This is a genomic window from Leptospira yanagawae serovar Saopaulo str. Sao Paulo = ATCC 700523 (assembly GCF_000332475.2).
In the GTDB taxonomy this organism is placed as follows: Bacteria; Spirochaetota; Leptospiria; order Leptospirales; family Leptospiraceae; genus Leptospira_A; species Leptospira_A yanagawae.
Map to the genome: position 1 here is coordinate 167,970 of NZ_AOGX02000013.1, position 21,836 is coordinate 189,805.

18 protein-coding genes are annotated in these 21,836 nt (G+C 39.9%); 16 read left to right on the forward strand and 2 right to left on the reverse strand.

Annotation, left to right across the window (positions count from 1 at the left end):
* Positions 1-1,296, reverse strand: coding sequence for an ethanolamine permease (gene eat, locus LEP1GSC202_RS03220; RefSeq protein WP_015676246.1), 1,296 nt, complete (start codon positions 1,294-1,296; stop codon positions 1-3).
* Positions 1,297-1,522: 226 nt separating this feature from the next.
* Here eat and LEP1GSC202_RS03225 point away from each other — a divergent pair, with 226 nt between their 5' ends.
* The 13 genes from LEP1GSC202_RS03225 to LEP1GSC202_RS03280 all read left to right on the forward strand — a co-directional run bounded on the left by LEP1GSC202_RS03225 (position 1,523) and on the right by LEP1GSC202_RS03280 (position 15,021).
* Positions 1,523-2,344, forward strand: a complete 822-nt coding sequence (locus LEP1GSC202_RS03225) for an LA_0442/LA_0875 N-terminal domain-containing protein (RefSeq protein ID WP_015676155.1) — start codon at positions 1,523-1,525, stop codon at positions 2,342-2,344.
* Positions 2,345-2,365: 21 nt separating this feature from the next.
* Positions 2,366-3,187 (forward strand): Cna protein B-type domain protein, encoded by an 822-nt coding sequence (locus LEP1GSC202_RS03230; protein WP_015676305.1) that lies wholly within the window; start codon positions 2,366-2,368, stop codon positions 3,185-3,187.
* Between the two features lie 114 nt (positions 3,188-3,301).
* Positions 3,302-4,108, forward strand: coding sequence for a carboxypeptidase-like regulatory domain-containing protein (locus LEP1GSC202_RS03235; RefSeq protein ID WP_039928054.1), 807 nt, complete (start codon positions 3,302-3,304; stop codon positions 4,106-4,108).
* A gap of 145 nt (positions 4,109-4,253) precedes the next feature.
* Complete coding sequence (locus LEP1GSC202_RS20160) at positions 4,254-4,583, forward strand: hypothetical protein (protein ID WP_015676109.1); 330 nt, start codon at positions 4,254-4,256, stop codon at positions 4,581-4,583.
* Complete coding sequence (locus tag LEP1GSC202_RS03240; protein ID WP_244147624.1) at positions 4,513-5,082, forward strand: hypothetical protein; 570 nt, start codon at positions 4,513-4,515, stop codon at positions 5,080-5,082. Before LEP1GSC202_RS20160 ends, LEP1GSC202_RS03240 begins: the two co-directional genes overlap by 71 nt.
* A 147-nt stretch (positions 5,083-5,229) precedes the next feature.
* Complete coding sequence (locus LEP1GSC202_RS03245) at positions 5,230-6,039, forward strand: carboxypeptidase-like regulatory domain-containing protein (protein ID WP_015676250.1); 810 nt, start codon at positions 5,230-5,232, stop codon at positions 6,037-6,039.
* A 54-nt stretch (positions 6,040-6,093) separates the two neighbouring features.
* On the forward strand, positions 6,094-7,752 hold the full coding sequence (locus LEP1GSC202_RS03250; RefSeq protein ID WP_015676117.1) for a TPM domain-containing protein: 1,659 nt from the start codon (positions 6,094-6,096) through the stop codon (positions 7,750-7,752).
* A 139-nt stretch (positions 7,753-7,891) separates the two neighbouring features.
* Positions 7,892-8,107: a helix-hairpin-helix domain-containing protein gene (locus LEP1GSC202_RS03255; RefSeq protein ID WP_015676123.1), complete on the forward strand. Its 216-nt coding sequence runs from the start codon at positions 7,892-7,894 to the stop codon at positions 8,105-8,107.
* Positions 8,108-8,278: 171 nt separating this feature from the next.
* Complete coding sequence (locus tag LEP1GSC202_RS03260) at positions 8,279-11,668, forward strand: chitobiase/beta-hexosaminidase C-terminal domain-containing protein (protein WP_039928055.1); 3,390 nt, start codon at positions 8,279-8,281, stop codon at positions 11,666-11,668.
* Between the two features lie 182 nt (positions 11,669-11,850).
* Positions 11,851-12,777, forward strand: a complete 927-nt coding sequence (locus LEP1GSC202_RS03265; RefSeq protein ID WP_015676128.1) for an outer membrane protein, TIGR04327 family — start codon at positions 11,851-11,853, stop codon at positions 12,775-12,777.
* A gap of 77 nt (positions 12,778-12,854) precedes the next feature.
* Positions 12,855-13,373 carry a DUF1993 domain-containing protein gene (locus LEP1GSC202_RS03270; protein ID WP_015676135.1) on the forward strand — a complete coding sequence of 173 codons (519 nt, stop codon included), beginning with the start codon at positions 12,855-12,857 and terminating at the stop codon, positions 13,371-13,373.
* 367 nt (positions 13,374-13,740) lie between these two features.
* Positions 13,741-14,517: a helix-turn-helix transcriptional regulator gene (locus tag LEP1GSC202_RS03275; RefSeq protein ID WP_244147625.1), complete on the forward strand. Its 777-nt coding sequence runs from the start codon at positions 13,741-13,743 to the stop codon at positions 14,515-14,517.
* An 87-nt stretch (positions 14,518-14,604) separates the two neighbouring features.
* On the forward strand, positions 14,605-15,021 hold the full coding sequence (locus LEP1GSC202_RS03280; RefSeq protein ID WP_015676280.1) for a DUF1761 domain-containing protein: 417 nt from the start codon (positions 14,605-14,607) through the stop codon (positions 15,019-15,021).
* 133 nt (positions 15,022-15,154) lie between these two features.
* Here LEP1GSC202_RS03280 and pckA read toward each other — a convergent pair whose 3' ends face one another.
* The gene (pckA, locus tag LEP1GSC202_RS03285; RefSeq protein ID WP_015676199.1) at positions 15,155-16,747 is read right to left on the reverse strand and encodes a phosphoenolpyruvate carboxykinase (ATP); all 1,593 of its coding nucleotides are present in this window, start codon (positions 16,745-16,747) and stop codon (positions 15,155-15,157) included.
* 70 nt (positions 16,748-16,817) lie between these two features.
* Here pckA and LEP1GSC202_RS03290 point away from each other — a divergent pair, with 70 nt between their 5' ends.
* The 3 genes from LEP1GSC202_RS03290 (at position 16,818) to LEP1GSC202_RS03300 (ending at position 21,779) form a co-directional block, all read left to right on the forward strand.
* Positions 16,818-18,248: a glycogen/starch synthase gene (locus tag LEP1GSC202_RS03290; RefSeq protein ID WP_039928056.1), complete on the forward strand. Its 1,431-nt coding sequence runs from the start codon at positions 16,818-16,820 to the stop codon at positions 18,246-18,248.
* Positions 18,249-18,343: 95 nt separating this feature from the next.
* Positions 18,344-19,867 carry a hypothetical protein gene (locus tag LEP1GSC202_RS03295; RefSeq protein ID WP_015676138.1) on the forward strand — a complete coding sequence of 508 codons (1,524 nt, stop codon included), beginning with the start codon at positions 18,344-18,346 and terminating at the stop codon, positions 19,865-19,867.
* Positions 19,868-20,168: 301 nt separating this feature from the next.
* Positions 20,169-21,779, forward strand: a complete 1,611-nt coding sequence (locus tag LEP1GSC202_RS03300; protein ID WP_015676269.1) for a hypothetical protein — start codon at positions 20,169-20,171, stop codon at positions 21,777-21,779.
* Positions 21,780-21,836 lie beyond the last annotated feature (57 nt).

Sequence of the window (21,836 nt, forward strand, 5' to 3'; positions counted from 1 at the left end):
TCATTTTCGATTCACTTGCCACCGGTAACCTATCCCTAATATCACACCCACTACCAACACTCCCAATGTAAGTTTTGGTTCAGCGTAGGCAACGGAACCAAATGCAACCAATCCAATTACTATTGCAAGGATTGGCAAATAGGGATAAAAAGGTGCTTTGTATGGCCGGTTGAGATTTGGTTCTTTTTTATGTAGGGCCAAATAAGAAACTAAACTGAAAACATACATCCCACACGCACCTAACGCTGATATGGAGATGAGTTCGGCAGTATCCAAAAATACCATACAAAAAATTCCAAGAGTCCCACCCGTGAGGACTGCATTTTGAGGTACAAAACTTTTATGACTTAATTTTGATAAATACAGAGGTAAGTATCCACTTTTACTCATTGCATATAACAAACGTGAATTGCCTAAGATGATGCCAAAAAGGGAGGCTACCAAACCAAAAAGTCCTATAAAGGTAAATAAAATGGGCCAAATGGAACCTTCACCATATAACTTATGCAATACGAATGACAACGGATATTCCAATCCGGATACTTCTTCTGTACTTGTCACGGAAGCCGTGAAGACAAATATCATTCCCGCAAGCACAAGTAAGGTAAAAATTCCTGCTATGTATCCTTTCGGAATGTCTTTTTCTGGATGTTTTACTTCTTCAGCCGCAAGAGCCACGCCTTCTACTGCCAAAAAAAACCAAATGGCAAAGGGAATGGAAAGGAGAATCGAGGGAAGTGAGAGTGATTCCAAATCGGGAAGTTTCGGGATTTGGTTGTTTGGCAAAAAGGGAAGGAGTAAAGACAAATACAATAAAAGTCCAAAAACAGCAATGATCGTAACTAATAATTCAAATCTTGCAGTTTGTTTGATACCAGTTAAATTGATAAAGAGTAAGAGTAAAAACATACCAATTCCAGCACCAAATGAAGGTATCATGGGAAACAAAAAATGGATGTATCCACCAAGTGCAGATGCAATGGCAGGTGGTGCTAACAAAAACTCAACCAAAACAAGATACCCTGTAAAAAACCCAAAGGAATCACCTAATGCTCGTTTCGCATAGGCAGAAGGTCCACCAGCTTGTGGGATACTAGCTGCAAGTTCCGTAAAACACAAAGCAAACATCAGATAAAAAATCGCAATCCACAGGATTGCAATCCCAAACTCCCAAAAACTTGCCTTTGCCCATCCGAAGTTCCAACCAAAATAATCACCAGAGATCACAAGCCCCACAGCCATTCCCCAAAGGTGGACGGAGTGAAGTGCTTTGTGTAGTTTTTGTCCCTCTTCCATTGTTTCCTTTCTCCTTTGCTTTACACTTCCCTAACTTGTATTTGCGCATCAATTCGATGTAGATCAGTTCTACAACTCAAACAAAACCAATAGAACAATCGTTCTGTGGCAGAAATATGGTGCAATTTTGTCATGTTATTTCATATTTTCATTATATTTCTTAATTGCACTTGAGAAACATTCTAATAAATATAGGACAAATCCTAGATTTTTTGGTAATGATTCTATGCGAAACCACAAACTAACATTCCTTATCCTTGTATTCTTACTCATTTTGCCTCTTCAAGCCGTACAAACAATTTTGTTAAAACAAGGAAAGTCGATCAAAGGGATAGTCACTAACCAAAACGTGGACTCTGTCGAGGTAGATACCCAAAACGGCAAACATATGGTCATTTCTAAAAAATCTGTCTTGAAAATCATTTACAAAGACATCGCCGAAGCAGAAGAAGAGAAAATTAGAAAAGAAGAAGAAGAAAAAAGAAAACAAGAAAAAGAAAAAGCCATCGCAGCCAAACAAGAAGAGATTCGAAAGCGCAGAGAATCCCTAGCCCAACAAGAAGCCGAAAACCGAATGAAAATCCAAGAAGGGAATGTGGCAACTCACAGCCTTCGTGATTCCTTTGTGTTAACCTCTGTAGCCGACGGAAACATGATCACTTTGGCTCCCGAATCAGCAAAATGCCAAACCTTTAAAGAATATCCGGAATACTTTTGGTTGTTTGGTGCCCTTCGTTTTTATGAACCAAATTGGGATGAATTACTTCCCAAAGACAACCGCCCAGTTCGCATCAAACAAACATCCACTTGGACCGATATGGCAATCACCTTACTCGGTGGATTTGCCATTACTATCACACGTAAAACAATAGTCGTGGATGTTTGCGAGGGAAGTGGTTTCCGTATGGTATCTGATTCCGAAATCAAACGAATCAAAGAAGAAGCGGTGGAACAAATCAAAACCGAACAAGAGTTAAAGGAAGCAGAAGAAAAATACGAATTAGAACAATTAGAAAAAGATTTAGAAACTTTGAAAAGAAAGAGATAGGAATCCAAAAGGTTACTTCAAATGAAAGCTCAATTTTCAACAATCCGAATTTTGGCCATTTCCAAATTGGCCAGAGGAATCTGTATTTTCTTTTTACCTTTCCTTTTGGCACAAAATTGTTATTACAATCCTGTTGTTTATGATCTTTTGAATCCGATAAAATCAGAAGACCAATCGGCATTTTTGAGTCTACTGGGACTTGTTCCACGATCTTTTAGAATCACTGGTCAATTGATGTCAAATGGATCTGCAGTTTCGGAAGCTACTGTTCGCGTATCAGGATCTAACGATAGTTCGGCATCTAGTACAACTGATACCTCTGGCCGTTTTCAGCTAAATGCCCCGACAGGAACGGTGACTCTTGAAGTGGATCATATGGGGACAGTTTTTAAGATAGAACTTTCAATCACTCCTCCAATTGCTGCGATCGTCTCGATCGAGAATTCTACCTATTCCGTCATTAATTTAGAAGTGTATCCATCTAACGCAGAATCTCCTACCTATTTAGAATTAACTTTTTCTATGCCTTATGATGGCTTGCAAATTGATGAATTTAATTTTTTTGGAACAGTTTCATCTGGCTTTGAATTTCAATTTTCAGAAGCAATTGAATTACCATCAGATAATGACATATGGAGAGCTCAAAATTTCATCATTACACCTAGTCTTAGTTTTAATTCTACTGCTATTTCAGGCTCAACAGTAGACATCATGGTGGACAATGGATCGTATATTCCGGAAACCGATTATTATTTAACCATAATGCCAGGCATCAAATCAACTTCAGGCAAAAGCGTTAAAATGACCGTCATCCATTTTTATGTTGGTGCATTGGCTTTGTAAAGAAATTTCTTGCAATATAATCAGAAAGAAGTATCCTTTTATTTCTGAATCTTTTTACACCTTTCATATAATTCATTTACTCAATTTCATAATTCCTATTCGGGGACAAAGAACATGAACTTACTATACATTATTCGAATCATGTTTGTTTTACTAAGTATGTGGGTGATTTCAGGTAATTGTTACTACAATCCACTTGTGAATTCCTTTTTAAATCCAGAAAAACTTGAGGATGCAAATCCGACTGCTCTCTCTGGAATCGCCTTTGCCTTGTTATCTCCTCAAGTTGTCCAAATCACAGGTCAAATTGTAGATGCCAATGGGTTTGCTGCTTCCAATGGTAATTTGACAATTTTAACTCGAACGAATCCAATTGAAGGTTTGTCTAATTCTTTCAATTTGAACACAGCCGGAAGATTTTTTATTCAATTATCGACAGGCGAAACGAGAATTCGAGTGGAACAGTCCAGTGTAGAATTATTTTCATTTACATTAAATATTAATGGTCCTGGAAATGTTTCCATTACGAACAAATCATTAGCAGGACCTGATATACTCAATATTGAATTTTATCCAACCGGAACAACTCCCAGTTATTTTGACATAATTTCGACAGATCCACCTAATCAAGATTCTTTTCAAACCTGGCCATCTACAATTCAAATTACGTTTTCTGAAGATTTGGAAATTCCTTCTGATTTGCAATCCTATTTGGAAGCCAATGTCTTTACCGAACCTTCTATTACTTTTGCAGGATCAAGTATCGTGAATGGCAATATTTTGGAAATAGGTAACTCCACAGGTTTTGAAATTGGAACTAATACTTATTCTATTGGCCGAGGCATTCGATCCATTTCTGGGATAGGATCGTCACCAAGAACGATTAGTTATACATGTGATTCACCTTGTAACGCACCTTAAATCAAATAAGTGAATTGATCTGATCCAACTTTATATAAAATTATGATTTAAATCTAATTTACATTGACAATAGCTTTCAAAATGTTCAACAATTTTAATATATAGATTTACTCAAGTTCTTTACAGACGATAGGAATGAACTAACATGATGCGAATTACACTTACGAACCTCATCCTTTTCTCCTTTTTCACTTTAACCAATTGTTATTATAATCCACTCGTCAATTCCCTGTTAAATCCCCCTGAGACAGAGGAAAACAATTCCGCTCTAGCACTCCTAGGTCTACCTGGCCCAACACTATTCATCACAGGGCAAATCCGTTATGCCAATGGTGTGGCCGAAGTGGGATTAGTATTACAACCTGGTAAATCTTTTGCCCCTCAAACAAAATCTACCACTGGTTATGTTACTGACGAAGGTGGAAGATTTTATATCCCCTACCAAAACAGGATCCATTCCCTTTACGGTTTATAAAAACGGGTCTTATCTTTTTGAATTCTCTTTAATCGTAGATAGTCCAACCGCGATTTCCACATCCACTTACGGAGCTGCACCCACCCTTGAGATCACAGGACTTGGAATCGTTAATTCGAATTCCTCTTCAAACTTTTTTGAACTTGTAGGAGCATATTATCTGGATGGAGAAATGAATGAAGTCATCATCGATAGAACAAATCAATACTCGACTATAGGTGCATTTGTTTTAAAATTTAATGCGGAACCGGCCTTTGTAGAATCAAATGACACAACTTGGATTGAGAATTCGATTATCATCACACCTTCTATTTCAACTGGATACCAAGGAATAGGGATTGCAGAGAATCGGATTACCTTTGTTGGTGCAGAAGGATTTTCAATGAACACTGAATATTCGATTGAGGTTACAAATCATATAAAATCGAAGTCTGGCATTGCTTTAACACCTCGCAAAATTCGATTTTGTTATGAACCCTCGACTCCATGCATTTTTTAAAATATAAACTACGATCGTTCTAGTTTTTACCAAAGTAATCCTCCATATCCTTCCCATTTTTACTTGACATCATACTTTAATATATTCTATATTTTAAATATTCAGTTTTACTCAAATTGCTTACAAACAATTAGAATAAAGTCATCCATGAAGCGAATTTTATTAAACGCCATCATCCTATTCTTCTCCCTCACACTTTCCCATTGTTACTTCAATCCAGTTGTCAATTCCCTCTTAAATCCAGCTGAAACCGAGGATAACTCAATTCTACCAGGCCTTTCGCTTCTATCAAATTCAAGCGCACCTTTTGCAATCTCCCTCACAGGGCAAATTCGCAATGAAAATGGATCAACGGTTACCGATGCACTTCTAACAGTGACCAGTCGCACAAATGAAATGGATGGGTTGGATGCATCGGCCACGACTGATGAGGGAGGTAGGTTTTTCATTCGACTCTCTTCTGGAAATACCACATTTTCCGTTACACAAGAAGGTTCTCCTTATTTTACATTTACTCTTCGAGTCAATTCTCCCAATGACATTCAAGTCTTTGAGATCGATGGCAATTCGTTCCCTGTAGAAGTCTCAAGTTTCTTTTCATACGAGCCAAGAAACCAACCTAGTTTTTTTGAAATGGTAACATCTAATCCATATCATAATGAAGTTCGGGTCACCTCACCAGAAGGCTTTGAGTTTTACTTTACTGACGATGTGATTGGACCAGAACCAAACCAAGAAGCGCAGTGGCTCTCTGAAAACCTAACAGTTGTTCCTAGTATTACATTTGGCCCTCTGACAAATAGCACCAGTTCTTTCTACCTTGAAACTTCCAATTTGACTAATGGAGCAACTTACCAAATCACTTTGAATTCGAGTTTGCGTTCAGCAGGATCTGGTATCCCTCTCACCCCAAGAACCATCACTTTCAGCTGTGTATCCCAATGCGGTAGTTTATAACTCATACTTGACAAACCTACAGATTCTGCTTATGTTCTTTAGATCGTGTATCTATTGAATCCCTTTCAATCCCATCTTTTCTCCCGAGCGATAAGGCCAAACGCAAACAAAAGCCAAAAATGGCTTACCCGAGTTTTCCTCATTGGTCTTACATTGGTTTTCATCGGAATCCTCAATTTACAATGTTCCGATACCAATGAAGATTCTCTTGATGCCCTCGTTGCAAATGTTCCCAATCCCAAAACACTCCGCAATAGTTGGGTAGAAGATAGCGCGGGTGTTTTGACTGACTCCTCGGTGATTGACCAAATGATCAATGCGGAAGAATCCGCTTCCGGATTGGAAATTGCAGTGGTCACATTACCAACAATTGGAAGTTATGTGCCAAAAGATTTTGCAGTCGCTTTGTTTAACTACTGGAAGATCGGGAAAAAGGAAAAAGACAATGGAATCCTTATTTTACACATCATCGACCAAAGGCGAGTGGAAATCGAAATTGGGTATGGCCTGGAAGGTGATTTGCCAGATGCCACAGTCAAACGGATCATCGATACTTACACGATCCCCGCTTTCAAAGCGGATAATTTCCAAAAAGGCCATGCTGATACCGTCGCGGCACTCATCAACAAAATCAATCATCCCGAAATCCTTGTAGACGATTTGCTGACAAATACAAACGCCAATTTTGACCTAACAGATGTTAGCTCCGAACCAGCTTACAGTGACGAAAATGTAGCCGTGAAACGAACCAATGTTTACGATTACCAGGGCAAAGCCTATGTAGATCTCAGCCAGGAAGAGAAACAAATCCTCGACCAAACAATCGAATTGTACAATACCACTCCTAATTTTTTCTTAAATGACGAAGAATCGAGGCTCTTAAATGAAAAGATTGCAGAAGGAGAACGATTGGAACGAGAGGAATCGTTTCAATTTAAAACTACGTTCATCCTAGGATACCTAGGCATTTTTCTTTTTTTAAACATTCTCCAGCGAATCATTGTTTGGCTCACTCCATCTCCCACTGCCAAATACCATATTGTCCACAAAACAGATTTTTTTCTCTATTACGGACTCGCGATCAGTCCCCTTGTTATTACCATCACAGTATTGTCTTTATATCTAGGAGAGGCTCTATTCCCTGTTTCGATTTTTCTAATCATTGGAAGCATCGTGGTTTACTTCCTATTTTTTGGTGACCATCGTATGCAAAAACTAAAGACAAGGTTACAGGCGATTCGCAACATCCCAAGGACTTGCAAACATTGTGGGAACACAATGACCAAACTTTCAGAAGAGGCAGATAACAAACATTTATCGGCAGGCCAAATTTCAGAAGAAATTGTGAACTCAGTGGATTACGATGTATGGGTATGCCAAAGTTGCAAAAATCATTCCATCTTTAAATTTCGAAACATTAGCCCAGAATACATCTATAAAGGAACTTCCTTTCCCAAAATCAAAGTATGTCCAGAGTGCAAATTTGAAACCTTTGTTTGCAAATCTAGTCGTGTTTTATCAGAAGCAACTTACAGCAGTTCGGGGAAGGTAGAAGTCAGACGGAATTGTGCCCATTGCAAACACCATGTCACGGAATACGAAACCATTCCTAAAAAACAAAAAAGTAGTTCTGGCTCTGGTGGTGGAGGCGGAGGTGGTGGCAGTTTTGGAGGTGGCTCGTCTGGAGGAGGAGGAAGTGGTGGCAGTTATTAACGGCCATATTTCCATTATGAGTTTCATTTTGCCATTCCCTTGGTTTGAAGAACGCTACCGTGTAACGTAAATGAGACGGTCATAAAGATGATTTCTGATATGAGATCGGAAACAAGTTGAATGGTATGGTGAAGTTCCAATGACAAAAAAGGATCCCAATTTCTTAAGTTTTCTCGGTGCCCCCGCGCAAAGGGCACTGCTCCATGAACTAGGGATCTCCAAACTGGAAGACCTCTCACGTTACACGAAAAAAGACCTACTCCGTTTGCATGGATTTGGTCCCAGTTCGCTTCCCAAATTGGAAACGGAGTTACGGAGGATCGGAATCCAACTCAAAGAATCATCCATTTCCTGAGTTTCACAAAACCGCTAAAAACGGTGCAAACGCGTTTTCAGAACGTTTTTAACGGAAAAATTTGATTTTTTTTCCTTCACTGTAAAATTCCATTGAGAGTACGGAGCCATTTGCTGGATTAGAATTTCCGAATATAGTTTTGGAAATTTGAAATTGAAAACGGCCTCTGTTATGCGAAAGAAACTTTACCTTTTATCCTTCCTCTCTCTTTTTACATTCCAATGTCTAGGAATCCTCCCCGATGGCTCTTCGCAACAGGGGTTCAATCCCTTTGTTTTTTTACTGGGACTCATTGGTGGGAGCCCGAGTTCCTCTCAGGATCTATCCCCTGGCACCACCCTCGATCTTTCCGGGGATGGGAAAACAGATGCGACTTTGGTTGATTCGGATGGTGATGGTGTTTCCGATGGAATCAACCTAACAGGAGGGAGCACCCCCAATCTCATCCTCCTCGATACAAACGGGGATGGAATTCCCGATGCGGTTGACACCAACGGAGATGGGATTGCCGACTACTACATCAGTCCCAATCCACCTGGTTTTTTAACAACTGCTCCTGGTGGAACAGGAAACCCAGTTGCCATCATCATTGATTCAAATGGGAACCTACTAGGATTTGATACAGATGGGGACGGCGTCGCCAATGACACAGCCATTGTGACAATCCTTAGCGATACCACACCTCCGACTCTCACTAGTTCTTTGTTAGCCGGTTCCTATTCAACAGCTCAAACAACAACACTTACTTGTTCGGATAACAGAGCTCCTGGTTCCATTGTTTACACTTTGGATGCGAGTTCGCCTAGTTTTTCTCCAAAAACGGGAACGGTATTCAATCGATCATCCCAATCAATCTCCTTATCTACAGAAGGAAATCATACGTTACAAGCGCTCTGCCGTGATTTGGCGGGTAATCTCTCTTCACCACTGAACATCACATATACGATTGATAGCCAAATCCCAGCGATCACTGTTGTGAGCCAAACTGCAGCAGCCATCAGTTCCCAAGTGGGGGCCATTTCGAGTTCGACAATCACTTGGAGGACAAATCGTTCAGGCTCCTATGTGATCCGAGAAGGCAGTGATTGTTCCCAAGGAACACTTGTTACTTCAGGAAATGCCTCTGCCAATGCGGACCAAACCTTCCAACGTTCCCATAGCAATTTTACAGGAGAAGGAACAAAAACCTATCGGATTTGTGTTACAGGTTCAAATGGACTCATAGGTTTTGCCTCCACAACACTATTACGGGACGATACCGCACCGACTGTGACAACTTCACCAGGAGCTGGGAATTTTAGTTTGGCAACCTCTGTGTCAGCCTCTTGTTCCGATACAGGTGGATCAGGATGTGACAAGATCGCCTATGCCGTGCAAGTTGGTTCTTCGCCGAACAATCCTTCCATCCAAGGAACGACTGGCATGATCACCAGTGGGAATCTATACAATGCAAGCCTTGCCATGACGGATGGCTCCACCACTTACACGAAGTTTGTGGCAAGGGACCAAGCAGGGAATGTGTCCAATGTAGTATCACAAAATTATACGGTTGATACCGAAGTTGCGAACATTACAGTCAATTCTTACACCCAAGCCATCAATGGATCTTCTCATGTTTCCATCCATTGGCAAAGTTCAAAAGCAGGCTCGTACCAAATACGAATTGGTGGAACCAATTGTTCAAACGGAACAGCGGTTAGCAATGGAGGGAACAATGCCAATGCCACAGGGAATGCCATCGTAGCAACGGAAGTCATCTCCACCATTGCCAACACCGCTTTGTCGGAAGGTGACAATACCGTTCGAATCTGCGTGGAAAATCTTGTCGGAAGTTTCGGCTCCAATTCTCGAACCATTCAAAAAGACACAACAGCACCTGTGGTGACAATGGCCTCTCCTTCAGGTGTTGGTCCTTTTGCCACCGGAACCCAACTCCAACTCAGTTGTTCCGATACAAATGGAACCGGCTGTGATAAAATCATTTACACCTTAAATGGCACAGAACCAACGTTTGATGGAAGTGGTGCCGTGACAAATGGATCAGTATATACAACACCAGTGGCTCTTTCCAATGGAAGTAACCAAGTGCGTTACCTGGCCCGAGACTTAGCCGGAAACGTAAGTAGTGTTGGAAACCAAAGTTTCGATATCGTTGGCCCACCTGATGCACCAGTCTTTGTCTCTGCGCTTGGAGGAGGAACCACTGCATTCGTTCAATGGTGGCAGGTAACGGGAGCAACATCGTACACAGTGTATTATAGCACAAATCCTGGAGTTACAGCTTCCGATTCAAGTTTTGGTCCAATAACCCATCCCTATGCAACAATTACAGGTCTCAATAGTGGGACATTGTATTACTTTAAGGTGGCTGCTAATAATGTCGTTGGCCAAAGTGCTTTATCATTAATAGAGGCTGGTGCATTGACAACAGAGAACCCACCTGGCACAAGTTTAGCTGGCGATTTCATAGATGTGTCAGCAGGTTACGATGTTACTCACGATTATTATCCAAGCGCAGCCATTGATGAAATAGGTAAAAAATTATTTGTATCTTCAATAATACCTGCTACTAATCAAATACGATTAGTACGTTGTGAGCTCAATGGAACTTCTTGCATTGGCACTACCCTAACAAGTGAACAATCTGCTTCCCATTTTACCATTACGAAATCGAAATTAGTCTTTGATCCATTTAATAGGAAAATACTTGTTATAAATAATATTGGATTACTGCCTACTTTGTTTAAATGCGACTTAGATTTATCAAATTGCATCTATAGGAATATCTCTGCCGGCCAAGGGCAAAACTCTGCTTCAAATAAAAGTATTAAAGGCATAGTTGACCCTATCAATAGGAAACTATTGGTTCTTTCGTATAATACCAATCGAAATGCAGTGAGTCTTTTTCGATGTGATCTAGATGGAGTGAATTGTTCACATTCAATCATAAATAACTCTGGTGCACTTCGTTCGTCTGACATGATATTTGATCAAAAAAACAGGAAATTAATTATTGCAGCTTCAAATTCAAATGGTACGTTAATGGTTTTTAACTGTAATTTAGATGCTAGCTCATGTATTAACAGAATGAACATCGGATCTGTGTATTCTGGTGCCGTACCTAGTCTCGCAATAGATCCTACCAATGATAAATTGCTGATTGGTAGTATGAATATAGGTAACTCAAAAAAACCTAATATTACTCAATGTAATTTAGATGGTACAAGTTGCACACAGACTGACGTATCTCTTGGTTACGGACATGGCTCTGGTAATTCCCCGATTTTAAATGTTGATCTCGTAAACAATAAAATTCTACTGGTGACAAGAAATGAACCTAATCTTTACAGACCTGGTTTGTTTCGATGTGACTCAAATATTACAAATTGCACCCATACAGATCTATTAGGCCCCAGAGGGACCCAAGAATCTGGCAACCAAATTACGTTAACCGAATATACTGAACCAGAGGCAATTTTTGATCGAATCAATGGGAAACTTTTGATTATTGTAACCGCAGGTATATCTTCAAATAGAAGACCTCACCTCTTTATCTGGTAACCCCGCGCCAGGGATCCGAAGGGCTTGGTCACCTGCCATCGCTCGATGGCGGGGGACGGGAGCGTGAGCGCACCCCGGAGTGAGCCCGGTCGGTGTTAGAATGAAACAATCAGCAACAAACCAATGCGAGGCGCCCATCATCATGAAACAAAAATCTAATAACAAGTAACCAAAGGAATCCAATGAATCTGAAAACACTTTTACTGATCTTCTTTCTTTCTACCAACATTCTTTTTGCACAAGATGCAGTGGAAGAGCGAAAAACGAATCCCAAGACCTATGAATATGGATTGAAGGGACAAAATTTTACCTATGTTCCGTTTGAAACAAATTCAATCATCGCTTACAACAAATCGGATTTACGCAATAACAAAGATTTGGTGTATTTGCCATTCTTTAAGTATCGGAATATGGAGAAAAAATTTGGATTTGATTTTGATATGGTGAATATCAAACTTGCGGATCCTTATCAAAAAACGTTTTACTTGGGTAGTAATGGACTTTTTCCTTCGGCGATTCCCTATGGAAATTTCCAAAGGCAAGAATACCGGTTTAATTTCTTTTATATGCCTCTTGAGAACCAAATTTTTTATTTTGGACTTGGGTTGTTAAAAATCGATCGGATGTATGAGGTTGAAAATTATGAATTTACCGACAGTATTCGTTATGACAAAATCAATTCCTACGGGATTTCCATTCCACTTCGTAGTAACATTCAAATTTGGGAAGGATTGGAATTAAATTTAGGATTGGATCCTTATATTACTTACGGTAACAGAGATTATGTGAACCAATGGACGGGAAATCGTTATTCGGCCGATGGCAGATATGGCCCTTATTTTTCATTATCAAAAACCAATCCAAACAATATCACAGAAATTCTAGGGTTTCAGGCAGAGATTTCTCTCTCCTACAAAATTTATGACCAAACTCGATTGTATTTTGGCTTTATGCGAAACCAGTCTAAGATCCGTTCGATCAATTTTGACCAAACGAATTATACCTATTATGGTGCAGATAATCAGTTGTATGTGACAAGTAGGAGCCCGTTTGAAAGTGCAATCGATACACATAGTTCCTATTATCTAGGAATTTCAAACACCCACTAAACCAAAGGAAACATTTACATTTTTAATTTTATCATTTAATCGATTGATTTTGCATCTACTCCATTTGGAGTAGATGCATGAATGAATCCATGATCTTTGAAATCACTGTCCTATCCTTTCAAAAGGGACTTGGGAATTTACTTAAAATTTTAGAAAAAGCAGAACTCCATGCCGATACAAAAAAGTTCCCTTTCGAAAACTTACTGAATGCAAGATTATTCCCAGACCAATTCCATTTAACCAAACAAATCCAAATTGCCTGTGATACGGCAAAACTTTGTGTCGCGCGTATTTCGGGAAAAGAGTCACCAAAACACGATGATACCGAATCAAACCTAGAGGAACTGAAACAAAGGATTCAATCGGTACTACAGTATTTGGAAACGTATACGGAATCAGATTTTAAATCTGTGTTTGTAATCAAAGTATCGCAACCAAGATGGGAAGGACAGTTTCTCACTGGATTTGAATACCTAACCCACCATGCCCTTCCGAACTTTTATTTCCACCTAACAACATCTTATGCGATTCTTAGGCATAACGGAGTAGAGATTGGGAAAAAAGATTATTTGGGTGAGATGCCATTTAAGAAATAAAATCCATACACTTGATTTGAGTTTTTAAACACTGGAATCATTGCAAAAAGTCAGAATTAATATATGTAAATCTATGATCCATCGAGATTTCTGAGAAGTTGTTTGAACTCATTTCAATTGATTCAATCGAATTGATAAGTTTAACCCCGCGCCAGGGATCCGAAGGGCTTGGTCACCTGCCATCGCTCGATGGCTGGGGACGGGAGCGGTAGCGCACCCCGGAGTGAGCCCGCTCGGTTTTTGGATAAAACAAAGATCACCTAACTGATTCGAGGCGCACATTTTCTGAATGTTTAAATCTTGATCACATGCCTCTAACTCCTACGCTATCAGGAAAATCCTTTACAAAGAGTCAGAATTAGGTTCATTGGAATCACCAATGGAGCCGACTGTCACTGAATACAAACCCGGGCCACAACTCATTCGTTATATCGAAAGTTATCTTATCATCCAATGTGATGAGAGTTTTAGTAAGTCGATCATTCCGCATCATTCATTTGTTTTAACGATCAAACTCAAAGGCAACCATGATTATCGTATCCATTCCGATCGGAACCAGCTGCCACCTATTTCTTTATCGGGACTTCGAAAGACAGTAAAACACAATACACTTTCAAAAGGTTCAGAAATCATTATTGTCAAGTTTCAACCCTGGGGTGCATTTTCTTTTTTCAATCGGCCGATGTATGAATTGAACGAGATTGGCATTTCAGGGTATGATTTATTGAACAAAACGGCTCTAGATGAGATGCACTCCCAGTTGTTGGAAACAAAGGACAATCGCTCCAAGATAGACGAACTGGAAAAATTTTTATGGAAGGCAGTTAAAAAGCAAACGATAGACAAAAGGATCATCGAGGCGATTTCACAAATGAACCAAACCCAGGGTAATATCAAAATCAATGAGATTGCCTCTATTGTGAATTTAAGTATCGATACGTTTGAAAAGAAATTTAGAGAAATCACCGGAGGCACACCCAAAAGAATTTCATCTATCATTCGTATGAGTTCTGCGATAAGAGAAATTCCAAAGTATAATTCTTTTACTAGGCTTGCTTATGATTTTGGATATTTCGACCAATCTCATTTCATTAAAGAATTCAAATCCTTCACTGGAAAAACTCCAACACAATATTTGGGATAAAAAATTCCTCCACCCTGATTTTTTACAATCGTTCCTTTGAAAAATCCGCTATAAAGGGAAAACTTATTGATCAAAGGAAAATTGTTTATGTTAGAAATTTTTTTTAGTTTGAACTGGATTAATGTGTTTTTGGCATTATTTCTGTATTCTTTTCTAGGGTTTATTTGGTTTACGATTTTGTTTAAGAAACAGTATCGAATTTCCCTCGGAAAAGAAAATGACACCGAACCACCGTTAGCAATGATTTTTGTAATTGGCCCGATGCTTTGCACACTTGTGATTATAATCACCACAGCCATCTTATTTTCTAGATTAGAAATCGAAAAATCAACCGATGCCTTGGTTTGGGGGAGTTTCATTGGAATTGGATTTTTGTCAGCGAATACCTTTAATATTGCCATCAATCCGAATATTCCTAAACCGATTCTCTATGGTGCGATCTCCAGTGCTTACCATCTTGTAGGGATCAACGTCGCCTCTTTGTTACTAGTTCAAAAATTCTAACGTTATAAAGCCTAAATCCATAAAAAAAGCCACCCCAGGGATTCCCTTTGAGTGGCTTTCACAATTCATCCTTTACACTATACCAACTTACAATTGCAAGTTGGCAATGTTTGATGAAATCTTTTTTTACAACTTACGCTACTGGACCGTATTGGCTGTAATCAAATTCTTTGGAACCAGTGAGATACTTTTTGTAGTTTTCTACAAATTGTTTCGCAAGGTCTGCAGCAGTTTTATCGTATTCTTCTTTGTTTTCCCAAGCGTTACGAGGGTTGAGGATATGAGCATCCACACCGTTAACGGATTTAGGGAAAGACACTTGGAATACTGGGTGTTTTTCAAATTCTGATTTTTCAATGTTTCCGTTAAGGATTTCATTGATGATTTGGCGAGTTGCAGGAAGGTTCATCCTTTTTCCCACTCCATACTTTCCACCAACAAGTCCTGTATTAATTAAGTATGCGTTTACTTTGTGTTTTTTCATTTTTTCACCAAGTAACTTTGCATAGTATGTTGGGTGGAGTGTCATAAACGCCTGACCAAAACAAGCAGAGAATGTTGCTTGTGGTTCTTTCACACCGCGCTCAGTTCCTGCAACCTTTGCTGTGTAACCAGAAAGGAAATGGTACATCGCTTGTTCGATGGAAAGTTTCGACACTGCAGGGAGTACACCGTATGCATCATACGTTAGGAAGATCACAGTGTTTGGGTGACCTGCTTTGGATCCTGGTTGGATGTTGTCGATGTGGAAGATTGGGTAAGAGACACGAGTGTTTTCTGTTTTTGCCGCAGAAGAGTAATCTACTTTCTTCGTTGTTGCATCGAAGACAACGTTTTCAAGTAGTGCATCACGTCGGATGGCAGCATAAATTTCTGGTTCTGTTTTTGGATCGAGGTTGATGGTTTTTGCGTAACATCCACCTTCAATGTTGAAGATTCCATTGTCGTCCCAACCATGTTCATCATCACCGATGAGTTTGCGATTTGGGTCTGTGGAAAGAGTTGTTTTTCCTGTTCCAGAAAGACCAAAGAAAAGAGCGCTGTCTCCATCCTTACCAACGTTAGCAGAACAGTGCATTGTGAGGACGTTTTTGAGTGGCAGGTAGTAGTTCATGACAGAGAAAATCCCTTTTTTCATTTCCCCACCGTATTCTGTTCCACCGATGATACAGATCTTTTTCGCTAAGTGGAAGATCACAAACACTTCAGAATTGAGGCCATGTTCTTTGTATTTTGCGTTTTTATAACCAGATGCATTGATGATTGTAAACTCTGGATTGAGTTTTGCGAGTTCTTCTTTCGTTGGGCGGAGGAACATGTTGGTGCAAAAGTGGTGTTGCCAAGCACGTTCTGTGACCACACGGAGAGAGATACGTGTGTCGTCGTTTGTTCCTGCATGGCCATCAAATACGTATAATTTTTTGTTATCGAGGAATTTCGTTACTTCTGCGTAAAGTTCATTGAAAATTGCTTCCGAAACCTTTGTGTTAACAGGTCCCCACCAGATGTTGTTGGTAGAAGAAGGTTCATCGACAAAGTATTTGTCTTTTGGGGAACGACCCGTAAAAATCCCTGTATCCACCATCATCGTTCCGTTATCAGAAGTAACACCTTCTTTGTTATTCAATTCGTGCTGGTAAATTTCTTCGTATGATAAGTTATGGAAGACTTCGGACGGTTTTAGGCCGAGTTCAGCAAGGCCTTTTAGATTAGTAGATACTGACATGGATCTCTCCTCGATTTCACTTTGTGTTTTTCTAGCTTCTTACTTTGCGAGTCGGTGTCAATAACAGAAAATGAAGATTCTCCACGCTTCCGCAGAATATTTTCCCTACATCAAGATGGGTGGCCTTGCGGACATGCTTGCCTCCCTCACAAAAGAACAAGTGAAGACAGAAGAAGTTTATGTCGCATTGCCACTCATTGGGAAGTTGGGCAAAGAGCCGAATTGGACCGGTAAAGAATTGGGAGCCCTCCTCCCCGAAGATGCCAAAGAAGAAACCATGGCAGTCTCCTTACTTGCCAAAGCAAGGTTCCTCGAAGCAGTTGAATCTGGTATCAAATTGTATTTTTTTGATTCGGAATTGTTTCGGAGTTTGCATACCATTTATGGAACCGCAGAAGAACATTACCGATTTGCCATTTTCTCTTACGCTTGTTATGCGCTTAGCCAAATCTTACAAGTGGATGCCTTCCATGCACATGACTGGCATACCGCCATCTCTCTAAGCTTACAAAAAAATTCATCGAAGTCCATCCCATCACTTTTCACAATCCACAATCTCGCCTACCAAGGCGACCATCCCCATTGGATGACTGGTTTTCTAAAAGAAGATCCCTTTCGTCTGGTCACAAGCCCTTTTGATCACAATGAAAAGTGCAACTATATGAAAGCAGGGATTCTCTCGGCAGGCCAAATCACAACGGTAAGCCCTGGTTATAGAAAAGAAACACTCACAGAACCCAATGGATTTGGACTGAGTTATGTGTTAAACAAACGAAAGGTTGATTATACTGGAATTTTAAATGGGATCGATCCAGACGAATGGAACCCAGAGTCCGACAAACGAATTTTCCAAAATTATGACATTTCCAATTGGAAAGAAGGCAAACAAAAAAACAAAGAAGAACTCTACCGAGAGATCGGAAGGCCTAACTTACCTTTGGATGTTCCTCTGATTGGCCTAATCGGTCGTCTCACCTACCAAAAAGGATTTCCCACATTCCTCCAGGCATTTTTAGAAAGACGCCACTTGCCACACCGTTATGTGGTTCTTGGTTCTGGTGATCCAGAAACAGAAAATGCTTTTTTCCATTTATCAGATTCAATGCCCGATGTGTTTTATTTTTATAAAGGATACAATGAATCACTTGCCCACAAAATTGAAGCAGCGAGTGATTTTTTTCTGATGCCATCTTTGTTCGAACCTTGTGGTCTGAACCAAATGTATAGCCATGTTTATGGAACCATTCCCATGGTCTCACGTGTTGGTGGCTTAAGAGACACTGTAGAAGAATCAAATGTCTTAAAGTTCAAAACAGGAATTGTTTTTGAACCAGATGACAAAAGTTCTCTTGGTTATGCATTAGAACGAGCGAAAGATTTGTTCGTTTCTCCTGAACGAGATGTTGTAGTGGAAAATATGATGAAACTCGATTGGACGTGGACAAAACGTAAGTTAGAGTATGATACAATTTATCAAACTGCAATAGAGCTTTTGCAATGAAATGTTTGATGACCTATGGTTATTAAAATTTTGTGGGAATAAATTATTTTCTCTTTGAGAAATCAATTGAATTCGAATGTTGTCTTAAGTAGACCATGAATTCTATTTTTTATTCCTTCTTCCTTATTGTTTTATTCTCCTCAGCTTGCAAACTCAATCTCAATAACCCAAGCGATCCGTATTCGCGTGATTTCTTTTTAACGAACGTAATGCGATCTTTTTTATCTTTTGATCCATGTCCTAACTTTCAAACATGGAAAAAAACCTATGGAACTGGTACAAGTAAAACGACTGGATCAGATCTGATCATTCTTTCTAACGGGGATTATCTGGTATCTGGTGTGACAAGGCAGTACATCATTTCGGGTTCTCCAGTAGGAGTCACAAACAACTTTGCAGGAACCAACGGCACCACACTTAACACCTTTTTGATGCGGGTCTCAAAGGACAATGGGGACATCCTCTGGGTGGATTACATGGGGGAAGCAGTAGCAGAAAAATACTATAAACCAAATTTACACAAATACTCCAATGGAGATATCTCAGTTGCATTTATTGTGACAGGTGCTTCGCAGCCATCTCCTCTGAATGCAAAATCTGGAATTGGAATCCCGGCAGTCTTTGTCGGAAGGATTCGTGAAGATGGATCAAGAGTATGGTATACTTACTTTGACTCACCAAGTGTTGGACAAACCATTGTCTCGGCATTAGATCCTTCCAACCGCTTACATGTGTTTGTTGAAATCATAGCGAACAGTGGGCATGCCTCATTTGAAAGTGGAAATATGCTTCTCAATGCAACACTGGGTGATATTTCGGATACCGATACCATTCATTTATCGGTGAACGAAAATGGTTTTATGATCTTCCAAAGTTATCTCACAAGTATTGGATTTGATGATGTGTTTGGTGCAAAAGCCAATGCCAATGGACTTTTTGTTACAGGAAATGCAACACAAAGCATTGATGGAACGGTCGCCCACCCTGACCCAGGTTTACCAGTTCCATTTCTTTTCAAACTAAGTGAAACTGATGAAACGGTTGTATGGTCGCGTTACTTGGGAATTCCTGCAGAAGGTGGGTATGGTGATCCCAATCGGATTTTATTAAAAGACGATCAAATTTTTTATGTGGGATCTGCCAGGTATAGTTACGGCTCACCTGTTGAACCTACTGTCGCTCCCGATGGAAGCATCAAACATTTTTTATTTTCAAAGTTTAACACAAATGGAGACAATGTATGGACTTCGTTTTTAGGAAGTACTTCGGAATCCATTGTTGAATTTTCCGAATCGGATCCATTGTATTTGTCCTCATCGCAAGTTTTATTTCGCGCCCATGCTTCCGAAGTCAGCAATCGGTTTTCATCCACTCCGAATCTAGTGACTGACAATGCCTCCGGCGACTATCCCATCGCAGATGTTTTTTTGAACCCAATCACAGGAGAATTCAATCGTTTCCATTACCAATCGAATCTCACGTCTCCGAGCCAAGAAAAAACAGAAGTGATGCGAGAAGTATGCACAGGAAAACTGGTCCGACTCAATTACACAAAGTTCACGTCATCCAACTCTCCTGAAGAAACACAAATCTCTATTGAAACTGTAAGTGTGCCATAATTCCCCTTAACCAAGGTTTGGGCGCCTCGCAATTGTTTGGTGGCAATGAATTCCATTTACCAAGCGACCGCGCTTTCCGCTCCAATCTTTCGCATTGCGAAAGGATTTCCGCTATAATCGCTGGCGCATCTTTTTACAATTTGTAGACAATTTGACCTCGGAATTTCCCTCATTTTGGAATATTTTTTCCATTCCCTTTAGACAAATGGCTTGAGAATCTCATTCCTATCTGTTCACTATTCCTGAAGAATCAATGCAGTTTATTTCCACATGGAAATGACTACAACCGAGTTGGGATCATATGAAATTACATACAAAGCGAAACTCTACTATTTTAATATTACTACACTTTCTTTTTTTGGCATTTTCTTTTGGCCAATGCAAACTGAACTTAAACAATCCTGCAGATCCTTTTTCAAAATCGTTTTTAGAAACGTTTTTACTCAATGCGTATTTCGATTCATTTTGTGATCCCAATGTGAGAGGCAACATTCGACTGGGCAGTGGAACAAAGATGATCAAACCAATGTCAATCAAAACTCTGCGAAGCGGAAAAACGGTAGTGACTGCGATCACGGAAGAGCCATTGGTTTGGAATGGAACCGCTGATGGAATCCACTCCAACCACCAAAATTCGACTTTTAATGCGGTAACATTTGTTATTGACCGTCACTTCTCAAAAATCCTCTGGCTTGATTATTTGGGTGAAATGAGTTATGGAATCGAGGACTGGCCTCATGATCCCATTGTTTCCGTAGACGAATTTTCCAATGGAGATTTAGGATTTTTTGTTTTGGTAAATGGACCTGGAAGATCCAATACAATCAATGATAAAGTAAATAATGTTTCTTATTACTTAGGCCGTTACAACCAAGACACAGGTGCAATCGTCTGGCAAGGTTATGCGAATAAAGACAACACTCGTATCGCTATTTCCGGTTATGGATTGAAAATCAATGATAGAGACGAGATGGTGCTTCGTTTCACTTCGACTACCAGTGCAACCCCAAGCTCCGATACGGTTGGGCTTAGTTTTCCCGGTTTACCAACCCCCCAAACAGCAACAAATGGATCCATTGCAAATCAAACCGAAGTAGGTATTGCCATTATCAGTGGAGACGGAGTAGGAAAAATCCAATCGTTTTTCCCAAATCCAGGAAATCCAACAGAAACTGTGGATCACTTTGTGATTGGCGATAAAATTTATATTTTTGGAAATACAAACACCAATTTTGTTTCAACTTCTGGCCACCCATCTGTCAATGAGAAAAGGTCCTTTATCGGGATCGCCAACCAAAACCTAACATGGGATTCAGTGGGTTATTTCGGTACAAGTGCTTCTACTTCGGAAACTAATATAGAATTTGTGACTTATGGGAATGGAAAATTCTTACTCATTGGTAAATCTACCAATGCATTTTCCAATGCAGGCACTCTATACCCATTTCAAGGATCAGGTCTGAATCGAAATTATTTTTTTACATCCTCGACCATCAACTCTACGACGCCGAATTGGTTTCAGTTTTTGGGGTCCACCACCGTACAAGTTCCTCAGATATATCCCAATGCATTTACCTATAGGAGTACAACCGATGAATTTCTAGGGGAATTATTAGCAAATGATGACGGTAGTCTATTTACAGGGATTCCATCCGACCTTGTGACCGGCTCCATCCAAAATCCATTTGGACAGGTACGTGCCAAACTTGTTCCACAATCGGGACAATTCAAAACTCTAGAATATTTCAACGGAAGTGAAGCCGGTGGAAACAATGTAACAACGCTTACCAACCAAACAGAAATTTGTCGAGGACGGATAGTGAAAACTAAATTTTTATCTCCAACCTTTTCCTCTGTAACGAGCATCCGTTCCATTGAAGTTTCCACAAGGCCTGCAAGCGAGGAACCGTAACGAATCCAAAGTGAGCAAATGATGATTCCTCAGATCCAAGATCCGAATTAAAATTTC

What these genes read in the sequence shown, in the direction of transcription:
- eat (WP_015676246.1), bottom strand. Translation starts at nt 1,296, where the DNA reads ATGGAAGAGGGACAAAAACTACACAAAGCACTTCACTCCGTCCACCTT.
- LEP1GSC202_RS03225 (WP_015676155.1), top strand. Translation starts at nt 1,523, where the DNA reads ATGCGAAACCACAAACTAACATTCCTTATCCTTGTATTCTTACTCATT.
- LEP1GSC202_RS03230 (WP_015676305.1), top strand. Translation starts at nt 2,366, where the DNA reads ATGAAAGCTCAATTTTCAACAATCCGAATTTTGGCCATTTCCAAATTG.
- LEP1GSC202_RS03235 (WP_039928054.1), top strand. Translation starts at nt 3,302, where the DNA reads ATGAACTTACTATACATTATTCGAATCATGTTTGTTTTACTAAGTATG.
- LEP1GSC202_RS20160 (WP_015676109.1), top strand. Translation starts at nt 4,254, where the DNA reads ATGATGCGAATTACACTTACGAACCTCATCCTTTTCTCCTTTTTCACT.
- LEP1GSC202_RS03240 (WP_244147624.1), top strand. Translation starts at nt 4,513, where the DNA reads ATGTTACTGACGAAGGTGGAAGATTTTATATCCCCTACCAAAACAGGA.
- LEP1GSC202_RS03245 (WP_015676250.1), top strand. Translation starts at nt 5,230, where the DNA reads ATGAAGCGAATTTTATTAAACGCCATCATCCTATTCTTCTCCCTCACA.
- LEP1GSC202_RS03255 (WP_015676123.1), top strand. Translation starts at nt 7,892, where the DNA reads ATGACAAAAAAGGATCCCAATTTCTTAAGTTTTCTCGGTGCCCCCGCG.
- LEP1GSC202_RS03260 (WP_039928055.1), top strand. Translation starts at nt 8,279, where the DNA reads ATGCGAAAGAAACTTTACCTTTTATCCTTCCTCTCTCTTTTTACATTC.
- LEP1GSC202_RS03265 (WP_015676128.1), top strand. Translation starts at nt 11,851, where the DNA reads ATGAATCTGAAAACACTTTTACTGATCTTCTTTCTTTCTACCAACATT.
- LEP1GSC202_RS03270 (WP_015676135.1), top strand. Translation starts at nt 12,855, where the DNA reads ATGAATGAATCCATGATCTTTGAAATCACTGTCCTATCCTTTCAAAAG.
- LEP1GSC202_RS03280 (WP_015676280.1), top strand. Translation starts at nt 14,605, where the DNA reads ATGTTAGAAATTTTTTTTAGTTTGAACTGGATTAATGTGTTTTTGGCA.
- pckA (WP_015676199.1), bottom strand. Translation starts at nt 16,747, where the DNA reads ATGTCAGTATCTACTAATCTAAAAGGCCTTGCTGAACTCGGCCTAAAA.
- LEP1GSC202_RS03290 (WP_039928056.1), top strand. Translation starts at nt 16,818, where the DNA reads ATGAAGATTCTCCACGCTTCCGCAGAATATTTTCCCTACATCAAGATG.
- LEP1GSC202_RS03295 (WP_015676138.1), top strand. Translation starts at nt 18,344, where the DNA reads ATGAATTCTATTTTTTATTCCTTCTTCCTTATTGTTTTATTCTCCTCA.
- LEP1GSC202_RS03300 (WP_015676269.1), top strand. Translation starts at nt 20,169, where the DNA reads ATGAAATTACATACAAAGCGAAACTCTACTATTTTAATATTACTACAC.